Source organism: Methanoregula sp., assembly GCF_049518935.1.
Taxonomy (GTDB): domain Archaea; phylum Halobacteriota; class Methanomicrobia; order Methanomicrobiales; family Methanospirillaceae; genus Methanoregula.
In genome coordinates, this window is sequence record NZ_JBEKRH010000012.1 from 1 (window position 1) to 14,556 (window position 14,556).

Annotated in this window: 17 protein-coding genes; 5 read left to right on the forward strand and 12 right to left on the reverse strand. The window is 49.9% G+C overall.

Annotated features, from left to right (window positions below; genetic code table 11):
• Positions 1-179 precede the first annotated feature (179 nt).
• Positions 180-983, reverse strand: a complete 804-nt coding sequence (locus ABSE13_RS08425; protein ID WP_424028074.1) for a hypothetical protein — start codon at positions 981-983, stop codon at positions 180-182.
• A gap of 28 nt (positions 984-1,011) precedes the next feature.
• Here ABSE13_RS08425 and ABSE13_RS08430 point away from each other — a divergent pair, with 28 nt between their 5' ends.
• Positions 1,012-1,998: an archaeosine biosynthesis radical SAM protein RaSEA gene (locus ABSE13_RS08430; RefSeq protein ID WP_424028075.1), complete on the forward strand. Its 987-nt coding sequence runs from the start codon at positions 1,012-1,014 to the stop codon at positions 1,996-1,998.
• Positions 1,999-2,002: 4 nt separating this feature from the next.
• Here ABSE13_RS08430 and ABSE13_RS08435 read toward each other — a convergent pair whose 3' ends face one another.
• From ABSE13_RS08435 to ABSE13_RS08445, 3 genes are all read right to left on the reverse strand, one after another.
• Positions 2,003-3,241 (reverse strand): ornithine cyclodeaminase, nickel-pincer nucleotide-dependent, encoded by a 1,239-nt coding sequence (locus ABSE13_RS08435; RefSeq protein WP_424028076.1) that lies wholly within the window; start codon positions 3,239-3,241, stop codon positions 2,003-2,005.
• 123 nt (positions 3,242-3,364) lie between these two features.
• Positions 3,365-3,973, reverse strand: coding sequence for an NTP transferase domain-containing protein (locus ABSE13_RS08440; RefSeq protein WP_424028077.1), 609 nt, complete (start codon positions 3,971-3,973; stop codon positions 3,365-3,367).
• Entirely contained in the window at positions 3,961-4,968 is a 1,008-nt protein-coding gene (locus ABSE13_RS08445; protein WP_424028078.1) for a pyridoxal phosphate-dependent aminotransferase, read from the reverse strand. Before ABSE13_RS08445 ends, ABSE13_RS08440 begins: the two co-directional genes overlap by 13 nt.
• A gap of 196 nt (positions 4,969-5,164) precedes the next feature.
• On the opposite strand from ABSE13_RS08445, the gene ABSE13_RS08450 reads away from it, so the two are divergent.
• From ABSE13_RS08450 to ABSE13_RS08465, 4 genes are all read left to right on the forward strand, one after another.
• Complete coding sequence (locus ABSE13_RS08450; RefSeq protein WP_015285751.1) at positions 5,165-5,344, forward strand: ribbon-helix-helix domain-containing protein; 180 nt, start codon at positions 5,165-5,167, stop codon at positions 5,342-5,344.
• 10 nt (positions 5,345-5,354) lie between these two features.
• Positions 5,355-6,521, forward strand: a complete 1,167-nt coding sequence (gene ftsZ, locus ABSE13_RS08455; RefSeq protein WP_424028079.1) for a cell division protein FtsZ — start codon at positions 5,355-5,357, stop codon at positions 6,519-6,521.
• A gap of 491 nt (positions 6,522-7,012) precedes the next feature.
• A complete protein-coding gene (locus ABSE13_RS08460) occupies positions 7,013-7,873 on the forward strand; it encodes a coiled-coil protein (protein ID WP_424028080.1) in 861 nt (286 codons plus the stop codon).
• 69 nt (positions 7,874-7,942) lie between these two features.
• Positions 7,943-9,076, forward strand: coding sequence for a DUF373 family protein (locus ABSE13_RS08465; protein WP_424028081.1), 1,134 nt, complete (start codon positions 7,943-7,945; stop codon positions 9,074-9,076).
• A gap of 259 nt (positions 9,077-9,335) precedes the next feature.
• Here ABSE13_RS08465 and ABSE13_RS08470 read toward each other — a convergent pair whose 3' ends face one another.
• From ABSE13_RS08470 to ABSE13_RS08505, 8 genes are all read right to left on the reverse strand, one after another.
• Positions 9,336-9,842 carry a hypothetical protein gene (locus tag ABSE13_RS08470; RefSeq protein WP_424028082.1) on the reverse strand — a complete coding sequence of 169 codons (507 nt, stop codon included), beginning with the start codon at positions 9,840-9,842 and terminating at the stop codon, positions 9,336-9,338.
• Positions 9,843-9,948: 106 nt separating this feature from the next.
• Complete coding sequence (albA, locus tag ABSE13_RS08475) at positions 9,949-10,221, reverse strand: DNA-binding protein Alba (protein ID WP_424028083.1); 273 nt, start codon at positions 10,219-10,221, stop codon at positions 9,949-9,951.
• A gap of 22 nt (positions 10,222-10,243) precedes the next feature.
• Positions 10,244-11,266: an aspartate-semialdehyde dehydrogenase gene (gene asd / locus ABSE13_RS08480; protein ID WP_424028084.1), complete on the reverse strand. Its 1,023-nt coding sequence runs from the start codon at positions 11,264-11,266 to the stop codon at positions 10,244-10,246.
• Positions 11,267-11,525: 259 nt separating this feature from the next.
• Positions 11,526-11,699 carry a ferredoxin family protein gene (locus ABSE13_RS08485; RefSeq protein ID WP_424028142.1) on the reverse strand — a complete coding sequence of 58 codons (174 nt, stop codon included), beginning with the start codon at positions 11,697-11,699 and terminating at the stop codon, positions 11,526-11,528.
• A 344-nt stretch (positions 11,700-12,043) separates the two neighbouring features.
• The gene (dapB, locus tag ABSE13_RS08490; RefSeq protein ID WP_424028085.1) at positions 12,044-12,772 is read right to left on the reverse strand and encodes a 4-hydroxy-tetrahydrodipicolinate reductase; all 729 of its coding nucleotides are present in this window, start codon (positions 12,770-12,772) and stop codon (positions 12,044-12,046) included.
• 46 nt (positions 12,773-12,818) lie between these two features.
• A complete protein-coding gene (dapA, locus tag ABSE13_RS08495; RefSeq protein ID WP_424028086.1) occupies positions 12,819-13,787 on the reverse strand; it encodes a 4-hydroxy-tetrahydrodipicolinate synthase in 969 nt (322 codons plus the stop codon).
• An 8-nt stretch (positions 13,788-13,795) separates the two neighbouring features.
• Positions 13,796-13,987, reverse strand: coding sequence for a 30S ribosomal protein S17e (locus ABSE13_RS08500; protein WP_424025506.1), 192 nt, complete (start codon positions 13,985-13,987; stop codon positions 13,796-13,798).
• A gap of 26 nt (positions 13,988-14,013) precedes the next feature.
• Positions 14,014-14,553 carry a thiamine-phosphate synthase family protein gene (locus ABSE13_RS08505; protein WP_424028087.1) on the reverse strand — a complete coding sequence of 180 codons (540 nt, stop codon included), beginning with the start codon at positions 14,551-14,553 and terminating at the stop codon, positions 14,014-14,016.
• Positions 14,554-14,556 lie beyond the last annotated feature (3 nt).

A 14,556-nucleotide genomic window follows, 5' to 3' on the forward strand; every position in this document is an offset into this window, starting at 1 on the left:
GGGAAGAGATTTGAACTCTTGAGGTGCAGGGCACCAGTAGCTTTCAAGGCTACCGCCTTCCCGGACTAGACTACCCCGGCAATGCTCCATATGTTGGTGGTCAGATGTAAAAAAGGCTTCTTCGGGCGAAATGTGGTACTGAGTGGATCTCCGGTCTGCCAGACAACCGACGTAGTGTTTTAATGATTTTTTCGTATCCTCACAAGAGCAACTGCGAAACAGACTACAGCAATACTTGCAGCAGGCAAGATTGGGGATGAAGGCGCAGGTGTCGCGGTTTGTGGTGGTTCACTTGCCGCAAACGGGGTGGAAACTGAGGGGAACGCAGTTGTTTGCGTCACAATTGAGGAGGAAGCAGGGGAAAGTTGCTCGACAACAGAGATCGTACGGGTACCAATGAACCCTCGTGCATCGGTGAAACTCACGTCATAATCACCTGTCTGGGAAATCGGGATATCAGCAGCAAAATTTCCTGCATTGTTCGTATTTACGTATTGGGGCCCGAACACTAATAGGCCGTCAGTATCCGTTACTTCTATCTGGACCCCGGCGTTTTCATCTCCATTGATATTTCCGGCGATATAGATTTTGCCGCTGAAACTTTGGTTGAGGGGTGATACCAAGTAAATATCATCCTCACGGTCCACGAGCTGGATGACCCGCATATTTATTGAATCCCCAAGACCATTTGCCGGTACTTCGACCTTATAGGTTCCTTTTTTCAAGTCGGTTGTGTCAAAAACAGATTTAAATGTCTTGTCCGACTGGACGTAGACAATATTTCTATGAATTTCCGTCGTTGTGGTGAGTTGGTAGTACAATACGACATCGATCGGTGTCCCGACACCGAAGGTTGTCGTACCGGTCACAATGAGGGGCTTTCCGACAGTAAGTGAATCCGGAGCATCAATATTGACCTGATATGCCGATACCCATCCCGACAGAAAGAGAAGTCCTAACACCAGCAGGACGATCTTTTTCATCTATATCAGATCAACTAATAGGATGTTAATGATTTCTGAAATACCCGAAAAACCGCTTGCATGCTGGCGGGGAAAAGAGCGATATGGCAGTGAACTCCTGGATTGCTTAACAATTATCTTCAGGAGTGGCGGGTGCAGCTGGTCACGGTGCCGCATGTGCAGTTATCGTCACGAGAGGTACGGCGAACAGAGCTGCGACGAACTCACACGCCACCTCAAAGCACAGCTTGCGTGGGTATTGAGGGAGCACCGGTTGGATGAATACCGGATGGTTAAAATATTTACTTCGGGTAGTTTTTTCGATCCCGCTGAAGTACCGCCTGCATTCAGAAACGAAGTCGCATCAACATTCCGGGGGAAACTGTTGATCGCAGAGACCCGGCCGGAATACGTAACAGAGGATGCATTCACGCCATTTATCGAGGCTATTAATGATGGCAGCTGGAAAAACCCACTTTATTGTGCTATTGGCCTTGAGACCAGCAATGACCAGATCCGGGAAAAATGCATCAATAAAGGATTTGATTTCGCTGATTTCACGTCGGCTGTAACTGTTGCCCGCGCGACCGGTGCCGGTGTCAAGGTATACCTGCTGTTCAAACCCCTCTTCTTAACGGAACGGGAAGCGGTTGATGATATGAAGGCAACACTTCGGGACATCACCCCATACGCCGACCTGATCTCCATGAATCCCTGCACAGTGCAGCGAAATACGGAAATGGAGTACTACTGGAAGCGGGGGGCATACCGCCCGCCATATCTCTGGAGTGTTCTGACATTGCTCATGAATTCGCCGGTTCATATGACCTGTGATCCGCTCGGTGGCGGCCAGAAAAGAGGTCCGCATAATTGCGGAAGCTGCGATTATGAACTGGTGAAGGGTATCCGCGATTATTCGCTCAACGCAGACCGGGATCTCATCGGTGCCTTACTGGATACCACATGTGATTGCAAACATGAGTGGGAATTTGTCCTTGAAAGCGAGAAGCCACACAGTATGCCACTGACGCGGTAAAAAATTACTTTTTTGCTGCACAACTCTGAATCTCAAGCTGTTTCGCCAACAGCGGCAGGAACGTTCCCGCATCCGAGACTATCCCAATTGCCTGTGTCGTACCGCGATCCATCAGTTTTGTCAGGTGGGCCGGGTTGATATCAACGCAGACAGTTTTGACACTGGATGGAAGGCAGTTACCTACGGCAATGGAATGAAGAAGGGTGGCAATCATCACTACCATGCTGCAGCCTTCGATATGTTTCCGCATGGCATCCTGCGCCTCCATCACATCCAGGATCACATCCGGCAGAGGCCCGTCATCGCGGATGGAACCGGCAAGGACAAAAGGAATATTGTGCTTTATGCATTCATACATAATGCCTCCGGTCACAACACCGGTATCGACCGCATTTTTGATCGATCCTGCCCGCATGATCTCGCTGATTGCATAGAGATGGTGGCGGTGGCCACCCATCACGGGTTTCCCGGTGGAGATATCCATGCCAAGCGAAGTCCCATATAAATTATACTCAATATCGTGGGTTGCAAGAGCATTACCGGCAAAAAGGACATCAATGTACCCGTCATGAATCATGCCGGCCAGCGCTCTGTCTGCACCGGTATGGATAATTGCAGGACCCCCAACGACGGCAATCTTTCCCCCGTTTTTCCGGACTTCGAGGATCTCTTTTGCGATCTTGGCAATGAGTGTCTCGCTGGGTCGTTCGGGAGAAACCGTCCCGTGCATAAACTCGAATGTGCTCTGTTCCCGGGGTCGTTCAGGGTAACTGACACCAACACCCTGTTCTCCCACAACAACAAGATTACCTTTCTGCACCTTCCCGAGCGGTTTAGCTACGGCTATCTTCTCTTCAGGATTGACCACGATGAGAAAGTCCATTTCGATTGCCTGAACTGGGATCCATTCACCACAATATTTCACCTGAGTTGGGTGGTTAGTGGTGGTGTAAAATCCCTTGGGCACGACACGATCAGCTTCAGCAGGAACAAGATGGACATCTTTGACTTTGAGCGGGCGGGCGCCAAGACGGTGAAGTTCGGAAAGGATTGACTGCAGTGTTTCCCTGCTGGAGGCTGCGATACGCAGGCGGGCATAGCTCGGGTCTGTCTTTTTCTTGCCGACTTCAAAGACGAGGATCTCGAAATTCCCCCCCATGTCCATGACCCGATCAAAGAGCTGCGTCATGATACCGGAATCAATGATGTGACCCCGCAGCTCGATCTCCTGCGACTCTGCCATAATACTATGATCTTGGGTGATGCACCTTAATATGCATTCCTGAAAAATATGGCAGGATTATCCTTATTTTGGATTGAATGTCACAGATTGGGACGAATTCTCCGAAAATTGCGGCGATTTCCATCAGGAATTTAAAGCCGCCCTTTCTTGGAGGAAGAGTTCTGCAGCGGCAAGGTCTGCCCGGGTATTTACGTTCAGTGCAAGCCCGGGGTCATCCAGAAGAAGGGCGAATTCGCTCTGGACCTCTGTGATTTGATCCGCACGCAGGATATTGACACCGGCAGGACATGCCTCAATACCATGAATATGCTCCCGGTACGGCATACCACCCCGACATGATTTGACTAAGTTTGCCGGTACCCATACCGATAAGGCATCGTTCCCCACAGACGCATATGTATCCCAAATATAGCGAATATTGTCAGAAGTAATGCCGGGGATATCAGAGACGCAGATAAAAAGGGATTCCTGCTCATCCAGTTCCTCAACGGCATCGATCATATCATCAATATAGCCATGCCCTTCGGATTTACAGAAGGCGACACCTCGTGCTCTGCACCAGTTCAGGGTCATTGGTGTTCTTGGTGAGATTGCAACAACGGGTTCGCACCCGGCTGATCGAAACGCTTCCACAACATAGGCAATCATCGGCTGGCCATTCACCGGGATCAATGGTTTTTCACCGAGATTGAGCCGGCTTCCCTCACCACCTGCCATTATCAGTGCACGCATGCTGCCATTACCTCAATAAGACGGGCATTTTCTTCATGAGTCCTGACCGCAATCCGTATGCATTCCGGGAGACCGAATGATGTACAGTCACGGACAAGAACGCCATTCTGTGCAAGACGTTCGCAAAGAGATGCAACATTCTTCCTGCAATTAACAAGCAGGTAATTTACAGAGGAGGGGGAACAGATCAGGCCAAAAGGGGTGATCTGTGCAACAAGCCAGGCACGTTCCCGATCAATGGCAACGCGTGATGCATCCAGCTCATCTATATGCAGGAGTGCTTCCATGGCATATGACTCTGCGAAGGCATTAACGGTCCAGGGGGATCGGGCCGTTTCTATTTGTTCAATAAGATCCGCATCCCCAAAGCCGTACCCGAACCGGATCCCGGGTACTGAAAAACTTTTGGTCAGCGATCGCAAAACGAACAGGCCGGGATCGCACACATCAGCTACGCTCTCATGAGGATCAGACAATTCTATAAATGCCTCATCACAAAAGAGGAAACTGCCGGTGTCTTTGTGAGATTGCAACCGGGCAAGAACATCTGCCTTTTTTGTCAGGGTACCCGTGGGGTTATTGGGATTACACAGGAATTCTACATCCACAGTTTCTGCAATATTGGTCTGTTTTGCGCCGGCAAGACGGGCCGACAATGCATATTCACCAAACGTTGGAATATCGGTAAAAAACAATTTCTTGCGAGACGGATCACGGAAAACTACAGAACAAAAAACCCGGATCAACTCAATGGACCCATTCCCAACACAAATTTCCGACGGATCCCGTTTGAAAATTTTTCCTATACGCTCTTTCAGTTCAGTATAGGTATCATCAGGATAGTAAGACAGGTCAAAAGGATCGGGCTTCCAGGCAAATGATGGGGGATATGGATTTGTGCTCGCGCTGAAATCCAACACATTTTTGTGCGTTTTTTCGCGCTGAAGCTTCCCGGTACCCCCATGCATGACCCGTTCTGGAAAATCAAAAGTCATAAAAATCCAGTCTATTTATCCAATAATTGGATAATCTGTCATAAATGCATTGTGAAGAGGTTGGCGCATGCAAAGAAGAAAGTTTATATAGATTTATGTTTTATTTTGATTCATCTGGTTAAGTCAGACACAAGGGTTCTCTTTGTCTGACATATGAACGACAGAAGCCAGACATATGTCAGAAATGTGAGATACGATGATGCAAAGAATCACGCTCCGGTTGCCCGAACAGCAGATCAACCTGCTCCAGCAGATGGTAGACTCTGGTGAGTATCCCAATGTCTCTGAAGCGGTGCGGGCAGCGGTCCGTGAACTTGTAGAAAAACGCGCCAGCCGTGTCCTGAAGGAAAGTGACCAGGTTTCATTCAAGGTTTGAGAGGGTAGACATGCAGAGTATTATCAACGATGCACTAAAAAACGCCGAGCTTGAGAAAGAGATTAACAAGCCCGGCAGCACCAACGCACTGGATGATGACTTCGTTGGACAGCCAAGAATCGTCATCATCGGATGCGGTGGGGCAGGTAACAACACCGTGAACCGTATCCACCACATGGGAGTCTCCGGTGCAGAAACGATTGCAATTAACACGGACAAGCAGCACCTGGATATGATCCAGGCGGACAAGCGTATCCTCATCGGGAAATCCTTGACAAAAGGTCTCGGTGCCGGCGGTTACCCCGATGTTGGTAAACGCGCAGCAGAGATGGCTCGCCCGACCCTTGAGGCAATCCTCGAATCCGCAGATCTTGTCTTCATCACTGCAGGAATGGGAGGAGGTACCGGTACCGGTTCCGCACCCGTCGTAGCGCAGGTAGCAAAGGAACAGGGCGCCATCGTAGTAGGCATGGTCAGTTATCCGTTCCAGGTTGAGAAGGCAAGACTTATCCGTGCAGAAGAAGGTCTCGAGGCACTTGCATCCGCAGCGGACTCCGTCATTGTTCTGGATAACAACAGGCTGAAGAACTTTGTCCCGAACCTCCCGCTGGGACAGGCATTCTCGGTCATGGACCAGCTCATTGGTGAGACAGTAAAGGGTATCTCGGAAACGATCACAGAGCCCTCACTTATCAACATCGACTATGCAGATGTCAGGGCAATTATGTCCAAGGGTGGCGTAGCAGTCATGCTCGTCGGTGAGAGCAAGCAGCAGAACAAGGCAGAGAGCGTTGTCCGCGAGTGCCTGAGCAACCCGATGCTCGATATCGACTACCGTGGCGCAACCGGCAGCCTGATCCACATCACGGGCGGTACCGACCTCACCCTGCAGGATGCAGAAGAAGTCGCAACCTCGCTCACGTACGAACTCGACCCCCACGCAGATGTCATCTGGGGCGCCCGGGTCCGCAGCGATATGGAAGGGAAGATCCGTGTCCTCGCCATCATGACCGGTGTCAAGAGCGCGCAGATACTCGGTACACGCCAGTCATACAAGACCATGATCGAAGACATCGAGAGCAAGCGCTCCAACCCCAAGGCAGTTGAGATGCCCGTGGCCAAGAGGAGCGGCAGGGACCAGCCAAGTGGCGGCGGCGTCCTTGAATGGGTCGGTTAATTCCAACACCACGCACATAAAAAATCTAAAAATCCAAAAAATTCCATAGTAATTCAGGAACTGTTGGTTCAATCCAACGACCAACACCCTTTTTGTCATTATCTTCCTTCAGCTCATTAGGATCGTCATTCCCGGCAGTTCACTCCTGAAAATCGGCGAAATGCTTAATAATCCTCGGCTCCTTTAAAATATAGTACATTCGACCAATCCTTCGCTGGGAGGATGGGGGTAAACGACCTTCTGACCGTTTGCCCCGGTATCGGGAGTTGAACATCATGAACAGAGTGTTGAACAAAGACTTCACCGGGAAGTCTTACCTGAATTCTGCGCTGATTGCCTTTTCTGATGTTTTTCGTCCTGCATCCTTGATGCAGAGTTGTAAAATGTGTGATCCGGACGGACGGAAATTTCCTCCCGTTTTGATCACAAACGCCTCAAGTAAAAACTCACGCCTCCCATACAAGGAGAATCTGATGAGGAGTTGGTAACGCATGCTGAATGACCTGATGGAAAAGAGAAAAAAAATTCTTGCCGAGTCTGAAGAACACAAAAACCACCGCAATGAGCTGAATGCTTCTGCAAGCAAATCAGCCCGGGAACGCAACACTCTTAACAACCAGACCCGCGAGTTTGTCGAAGAGGCGCAGAAGAACAAAGATCTCCGGGACAAATACAACCAGGAAGTCCTCGATATCAAGGCCCAGCGCAATGATCTCAACGACAAGGCAAATGTCCTTTTTGAAGATATTGAATCGTTCAAGAAAGAGCACGGTTCCTTAAAAAACCGGGGAATCAAGGAACTCCAGAAGCAGATCGAGTATATGGAGTACCGCCAGCAGACCGAGGTCTTCACCACTGATAAGGAACGTGAGTTGATCGAGAAGATCAAGCAGATGAAAGGCCAGGTGCGGGAACAGGAAGCCGAGCTCGAGCAGAACAAGGAGATGCGCACTAAGGTCACCGAGGCCCGGGATTTCCGCAAGGCGGCATCCGATCTCCATGCAAAAGTCACCGAAGTAGCTGAGCTTGCCCAGAAACACCACGACCTCATGGTTGAGTCATACCGCAAGGCAGACAAGTCCCGTGAGGCTGCGGACGCAGCCCACAAGAGTTTTGTCGAATCACAGGAAGCCGCAGATTCCGAGCACAAGTTCTTCATTGCGTGCCAGAAAGAACTCCGCGATTACGATAAGGTTATCTCCGGTCTGCGCAAGAAGACCAAAAAAGTCAAGGTCTCCAAAGAGCAGAAGGCAGTCAGGAAGGAAGCAGAGAGCCTCTTCAAGAATTTCCGGGCTGGCGAGAAACTCACCACCGACGATATTCTGCTCCTCCAGCGCTCAAAACTCATCTGATTTCCATTTTTTTTCCTTTTTTTGGCGTCAGCAATAATTTAATAGATTTACGGTGATTTTATAGATATAATGACGTTGGGGCGGACTTTAGTACTGAGTGTCGACCGTGACGATGACATCGGATGGAAGGCGCAGGTCGAAAGTCCGTGCATCGGCAGGGCGGCATGCCTGAGGGCTGCAAATACACTCGCGCTCGCAGACCCTGAGGACTCGGATGTCAACGCCATTTTTTCAGCGATCAAGATTTACGATGAACTGACAGCAAAAGGTGAGGATACGGCAATAGCGGTTGTAGCAGGGAATCACCTTCATATGATTGAGGGCGACCGCCGTATTGCCGCATCACTGGAGAAAGTGGTCATCGAGACACAGGCAACAAACTGTATCCTCGTTACCGATGGCGCTGAAGACGAGTACGTCATTCCGATCATCCAGTCAAAGATCCCGGTCTCCAGTATCCGGAGAGTAATCGTCAACCAGATGCCCAATCTTGAAGGGACATACTACATCCTGAAAAAATTCTTCGATGACCCGAAGATCTCACGGATGGTCTTCATCCCCATCGGGCTCGCGATGCTGCTGTATGCGATTGCGTACCTTGCCGGTTCTCCCGGAATAGCAACGATAATTGTCGTAGGCGTGATTGGATGTTACCTGCTCTATAAAGGATTGGGATTTGACGAGCTGTTCCATGGAATATGGGATGCTCTCAAACTCTCTCTTTCCCGGGGGAGGTTTTCATTCGTTACGTATACAACAACGATACTCCTGATCATTATCGGATTTACCGTAGGTTTCATAAATATCCTCAAGTATTATTCCTCTGATGGCAGCCTTGGCCTCGTCACTTATCTTATGACATTCTTATTCGGAGCCCTTGGATGGTTGATCCCAGCCGGCCTTGTCCTTTCTGTTGGGGTTATTATCGATGTCTACAATAATGAGCGTGAGAATCTTGGTAAAGTAATAGTCTTCCCATTCTTTGTCACCGCTATCGGACTCATCCTCTACGGTGCAAGTATATTCCTCATCACTATGAACGGGGTACCTGACTTTCCCCTTTCTACGGATACAACATCAAAATATATTCTCTGGTCAACGATTGGAGGCATTGTCGCCGCCATTGCCGGAGTAATAACGCAGTTCTTTGTCAACAAAAAAATTGCGGAATTGCGCAAACAGGAAATTATCGAAGTGATGTAACCGGTATTCGTAATCACTTTTCTATCCAATATCATTGAAAATAATTTCATCTGTCGCGTACTGCCGGAGAAAGCAAAGCTCCGGAATTGCGGCATCCCGATTAGATAACAGAAATCCTTGACGACACCAGGTTCTTCACCGCGAAATACTGCAGGACATATCGTAATGTAAAATATCTCTGCATTAAAAATAACCGACAGCACCTTATCCTGCCAGTAAACCCTCAAAAAACAGAGGTGGATCACAGAGTCCCTCACGCTTATTGCGGAGAGGTGGTAGGAAGAGCATTCAGCATCTCTTCATTGGGCGCCGGAGAATCATCATGTCCAAAGTACCCGATACCACCCGGGAATTGCTTGACCATGGTGAAATTTTTCAGGGTCTGGGGCGATTTTACCGTAAGATTGGGGATGACCACATTGAAGTCATGGGTAGGGTACCAGTAAACGCCATTTCCGTACGAATAAGATGCATTATCAACCGTGAATTCAGCACTGGAAAGATCGATGTGATTCATATGTGCATCATCATAATTGAGGATCGTCATCAGTTTATTCTTGAGATCCTGTTTTCCCAGTAAAAAGAAGATGAACCTGGTACCTTCATCCACGGTATAATTCACATGGATCAGAGCTGTCCCGTTGTCAAGTTGGATCGCTATATCCGAAACCTGAATATAGCTGTACCGATCTTCATTGGCAGCATATGCCGGGGCTGCGATGCAAAGGGAAAGTAGGATCAGCAGCGCGATGGCACGGGCTCGCATAGCATAATAAATTCGTGAAATCCCCTTAAATTGTTTTGGGTATTTTCACAGGATTATGGACTGGTGAAGACAAGTTTTACGAGAAAAACAGACCACCTTAAAAAAATTATTTGTTATTGGTAAGGATGATCTCTATTGATGAAACATTTGTCTTCCCGGAATCTGTATCGATGATCTCGGTTGAAGTCACAATCTCCTTTTTTGTGACACCGTTGAGAAAGCGGTTGAGAGCAATCTCGGCAGTATCAACAGCACGGGAGATTGCCTTGCCCCGTGCCTTGATTGCTACCTCATCTGCACCATTGTTGAACTGGGTAACTACGGCAAGAACGTAGTTCATGACCGGCTTATTTCCAACGAATACTGTGTTCTCTTTCATTTGCTGCATAGGTCCCACCCACTTATAGATACTTCTTTTTGGAGATCAGTTCTGCGTTCAGTACACTCGCACCTGCCGCACCGCGGATCGTGTTATGACCCATAGCAATGAAACGGATACCCTCACGAAGACGACCAACAGAGACGGTCATCCCTTTGCCCCGCATGCGATCAAGGCGCGGCTGGGGCCGGTCAGGTTCCTCCTCATCAAAGAAGTGAACAGATTCCGCCGGTTGTGTCGGGAGACCCTTGATCGGGGGTTTGTAATCGCGATAGGCCTCTTTGAGTTTATCAACCGGTTCTTTGATGTCAGCCCAGATGGCCATCGTGTGACCATCAATGACCGGGACCCGGTGACAACTGGCACTGACGCGGAATGGTGCGTTCTGGACCTTGCCCCCCTTGAGGGTTCCCATGATTTTGAGGGTTTCGGTCTCCATTTTCTCCTCTTCCTTACCGATGTAGGGGATGACGTTGTCACAGATAGCCATCGCAGCCACACCCTCAAACCCGGCCCCGGAGATCGCCTGCATTGTAGCGACCCGAATATCGGTGAATTTGAACGAGCGCAGGGGAGCAAGGGCTGTGACCATCATAATGGTAGAGCAGTTCGGGTTGGTGACAATAAACCCGTCCCGCCCCTTATCCCGCTGGACATCAATAAGGCCCAGGTGTTCGGGATTCACCTCAGGTACTACGAGGGGGATCGTGGGTTCCATACGGTGGGAACTGGCATTGCTGCAGACCGCGATACCCGCATCTGCAAATTCGGTTTCGGTTGCAGTTGCTACCTCAGCCGGAAGGGCAGAAAAGACAAGATCGACGTTCTTCATCGCTTTGGGCGATGTGGAGACGACCTTGAGCTTCCCGATATTCTCCGGAAATGGCGTATCGAGACGCCATTTGACAATCGATCCGTACGGTTTTCCCGCACTGCGTTCGGAAGCGGCAAGCGTTGTAAGTTTGAACCACGGATGATCTGCTAAAAGTTCAACAAATCGCTGACCAACCGCACCCGTTGCACCGAGTACTCCAACATTGATCATGGTGTCCCTGTATGTCTGTATCCCCCGTTTCTGATATAATGGCGGATTGTAAAGTCCCATATTACTTCTGATGATAAAAACGTTGTTTTTTACAATTTCCCCAACGGGGAATCCGGGTTCCGTATTACAGGCAGTGAACTCACCGATAATACCCAATTCTAACAGAGCAATGAGAAAACAAAGAGCGGATAACCGTGTTCCGGGGAAATGTGATCCCTCGTGAAACACAAAAACAATTGAAAAAACCGGTTCAACCGGATTATTCCATGTGGATTGCTTCTGAGGGGCAGACATCAACGCAGGTCTGGCAGTCTACGCACATGTCCTTGTCAATCTTTGCCTTGTCATTCTCCATGGCGATAGCCGATGCAGGACATTCGCTCACGCAGGTTTCACATCCGGTACATTTATCGTTGTCAACGACTGCTACCAACTCGTTCACTCCAGTAAATATGTTTCTTTTATTGGGAAAAAAGGGTTACTATCATGACGCGTTTACCCGGGAAAATTTCACGGTACGGGCTGGTGGCTTCCTGAGTAAAACCCCGGTCTGTCCGGAAGTAATGTGCGAGAAAACACGGGGTTTTCAAAACGCGAATTCGTGTCCTCGGGAAATACGGCAGAATAACGATCGGGGATACCAAACAACGACCGCCGGAGAAATCGTGGAAGAATGCAGGAGAACGGAAATGAAACGCGGAGGTTCAGACCTGGTACCGAAGATTCACCCAACGCTTTAAGGGAGAATCAGGAATAAATCCCGGAAAATAAAAAAATTTATCTCTTCAGTCCGAGTACATCGCTCATGCCATAGATACCAGGTTTCTTCCCGACAACCCATCGGGCTGCAAGAAGGGCGCCGCTTGCGAAGACCGATCGGTCATAGGCACGGTGTGAGAGTTCTATTGTCTCGAAATTTTTCGAGTACATCACTTTGTGATCGCCCACGATATCCCCGCCCCGGATCACGTGCACACCGATCTCGTTCTGCCGTTCAGTCATGCCCTCACGACCATATACTTTCTTCCGGGCACCTGCTTCGTCCTCAATGATCTGGAGAATTGTCTTTGCTGTGCCGCTCGGGGCATCTTTCTTGTTCCGGTGGTGCGCCTCGATTACCTCAATATCATAGTCTTTCAGGAGCTTTGCAGATTCCCGCACGAGCTGCCAGAAGATGTTGACGCCAACGGAAAAGTTGCTCGCGATGACTGCCGGCACATGACCGTGGATTGCCGTTTCCATTACGCCACGCTGTTCCGGTGAAAACCCGGTTGTCCCGACAACGAGCGCCACATTATTGCGGGCCGCCATCTTCACATTTTCCACAGCAGCACTCGCGATCGTGAAATCGATCAGCACGTCCGCCTTCGTCCGCTTCAGGAGATCCTCGGCATTTCTGGTTTCAACAATCTCGACACCAAAGAAGGTGCTGGGCTTGAGGTTGATCCCGCCGACCAGTTCCAGATCGGAAGACTCATGAACCATCCGCCCGATGGTCTGTCCCATACGGCCGGAGGCTCCGCATACAACAATTTTTTTCTTCATGACGGGTTCACCGGGTCTTCCTTATGCTGGCTGCCCGTGTTGTGCGGGCAGCAGGCTTCACCGGTTTTTTTGCCGGTACTTTTGGTTTTGGCGCCGCTTTTGCAGGAATGGTAGCAATGATCTTCTTGAGCTGCTCAGTCTTTTTTGCATCCAGTTCATCGAGCGGCAGCCGAACCGGCCCACCGGCAAGTCCCGCCAGTTCCACGGCCTTCTTGACCGGGATCGGGTTTGTGTCGATGAACATGGAGCGGAAGAGAGGCGACATTGCATAATGAAGCACCAGTGCTTTCTGGTAATCACCATGCTTCATTGCTTCATACAAGGCAACCATCCGGGCCGGATCTACATTCGCTGCTACCGAGATCACACCGGATCCACCCAGTGCAAGGATAGGCAGAGTGATGTTGTCATCACCGGAGATGACCGCGAAGTCGTCGTCCTGGGTCTCTTCGATTATCCGTGATATCTGCCCGATATTGCCACTTGCTTCCTTGACACCGACAATATTGGGATGCTGTGCCAGTTCCGCAATAAGATCCGGCTCCAGGTTCTGGCCGGTCCGTCCCGGGACGTTATACATAACCACCGGTATATCGAGGTCCGCAAGTTTCTCATAATGTTTGATCAGGCCGGACCGGTTCGGTTTATTGTAGTACGGACTGATCACAAGCACGCCGTCCGCACCGATGTCCTTCGCCGCCTTCGTCAGGCGCACTGCCTCGGCAGTGTTATTAGAACCCGTACCGGCAAGCACGGGAATCTTTCCATTAATCTTTTCGACCGTGACTTCAATGACCTTCTCGTGTTCCTCGAACGTGAGAGTAGCCGATTCGCCCGTCGAACCACAAGGGACAATCCCATGAATACCATGGGAGAGAAGAAACCCGATGTTGCATTCGAGGCCCGGAACATCCAGGCTCATCGAAGGGTTTCTTTTAAAAGGGGTTATGATTGCCGGAAGGACACCTTCGAACATAAATAGGGTTATGAGTGTCTTTTGGTATTTATTTTTCTTGTAATGTATCCGGCGATACGGTTCCGGACACGCTTGCTCTCAATGACTGCTGAGCTTGAGAGTTGCACCTTATTCTCATCGAAACTGCCCGAGAAGTTCTCCCGCTGCTTTGCGAGAAGTTCGGTTCCCATAGACTTGATATATGACGGCTTTATTCCCATGTGAGATTCCTCAAGAATTCTATACCTTAAATGCGGTTTGAGCAGATAATAATATTGTTTGCAACGTCGTTCGGATATTCGCCCAGAATGAGGATCATCCCCTCCCCGTCATCTGCCCCGAAGGGAAAGATCACGTCGGGGACTTCCCCGCGGCAGCAGGATGCAATGCCCCAGTCCATGGTGCTGATGCCACCAGGGGCTTTTTTGGGATCATATGACGCGCACTCCAGGAACAGGTCATCATCCAGCATCTGCAGGACCCGGTCTGAGAACCTGATCAGTGCCGCGCTTCTCCTATAGGGATCGAAGTGCATAACCGTAACAAGGGCACGCGCGATCTCCTCGTCACAGCCGAAGGTACAGGGGCCAATGCAGGGTTTTCCATCCAGTACGACGATCCTTCCGTCAACCGCAGCCACCCCCCCTTTGTCCCGTGCGCCACGGATCGCATACCCTATCTGTGCCCCGCCGGAAGGAATGAGCCTCTCACTCATGGACTGCCCGAGCGTGCTAACTACCCGGGTAAGCAATGCCAACACCTCCTTTCGTTCCTGAACCGGATCCATTAC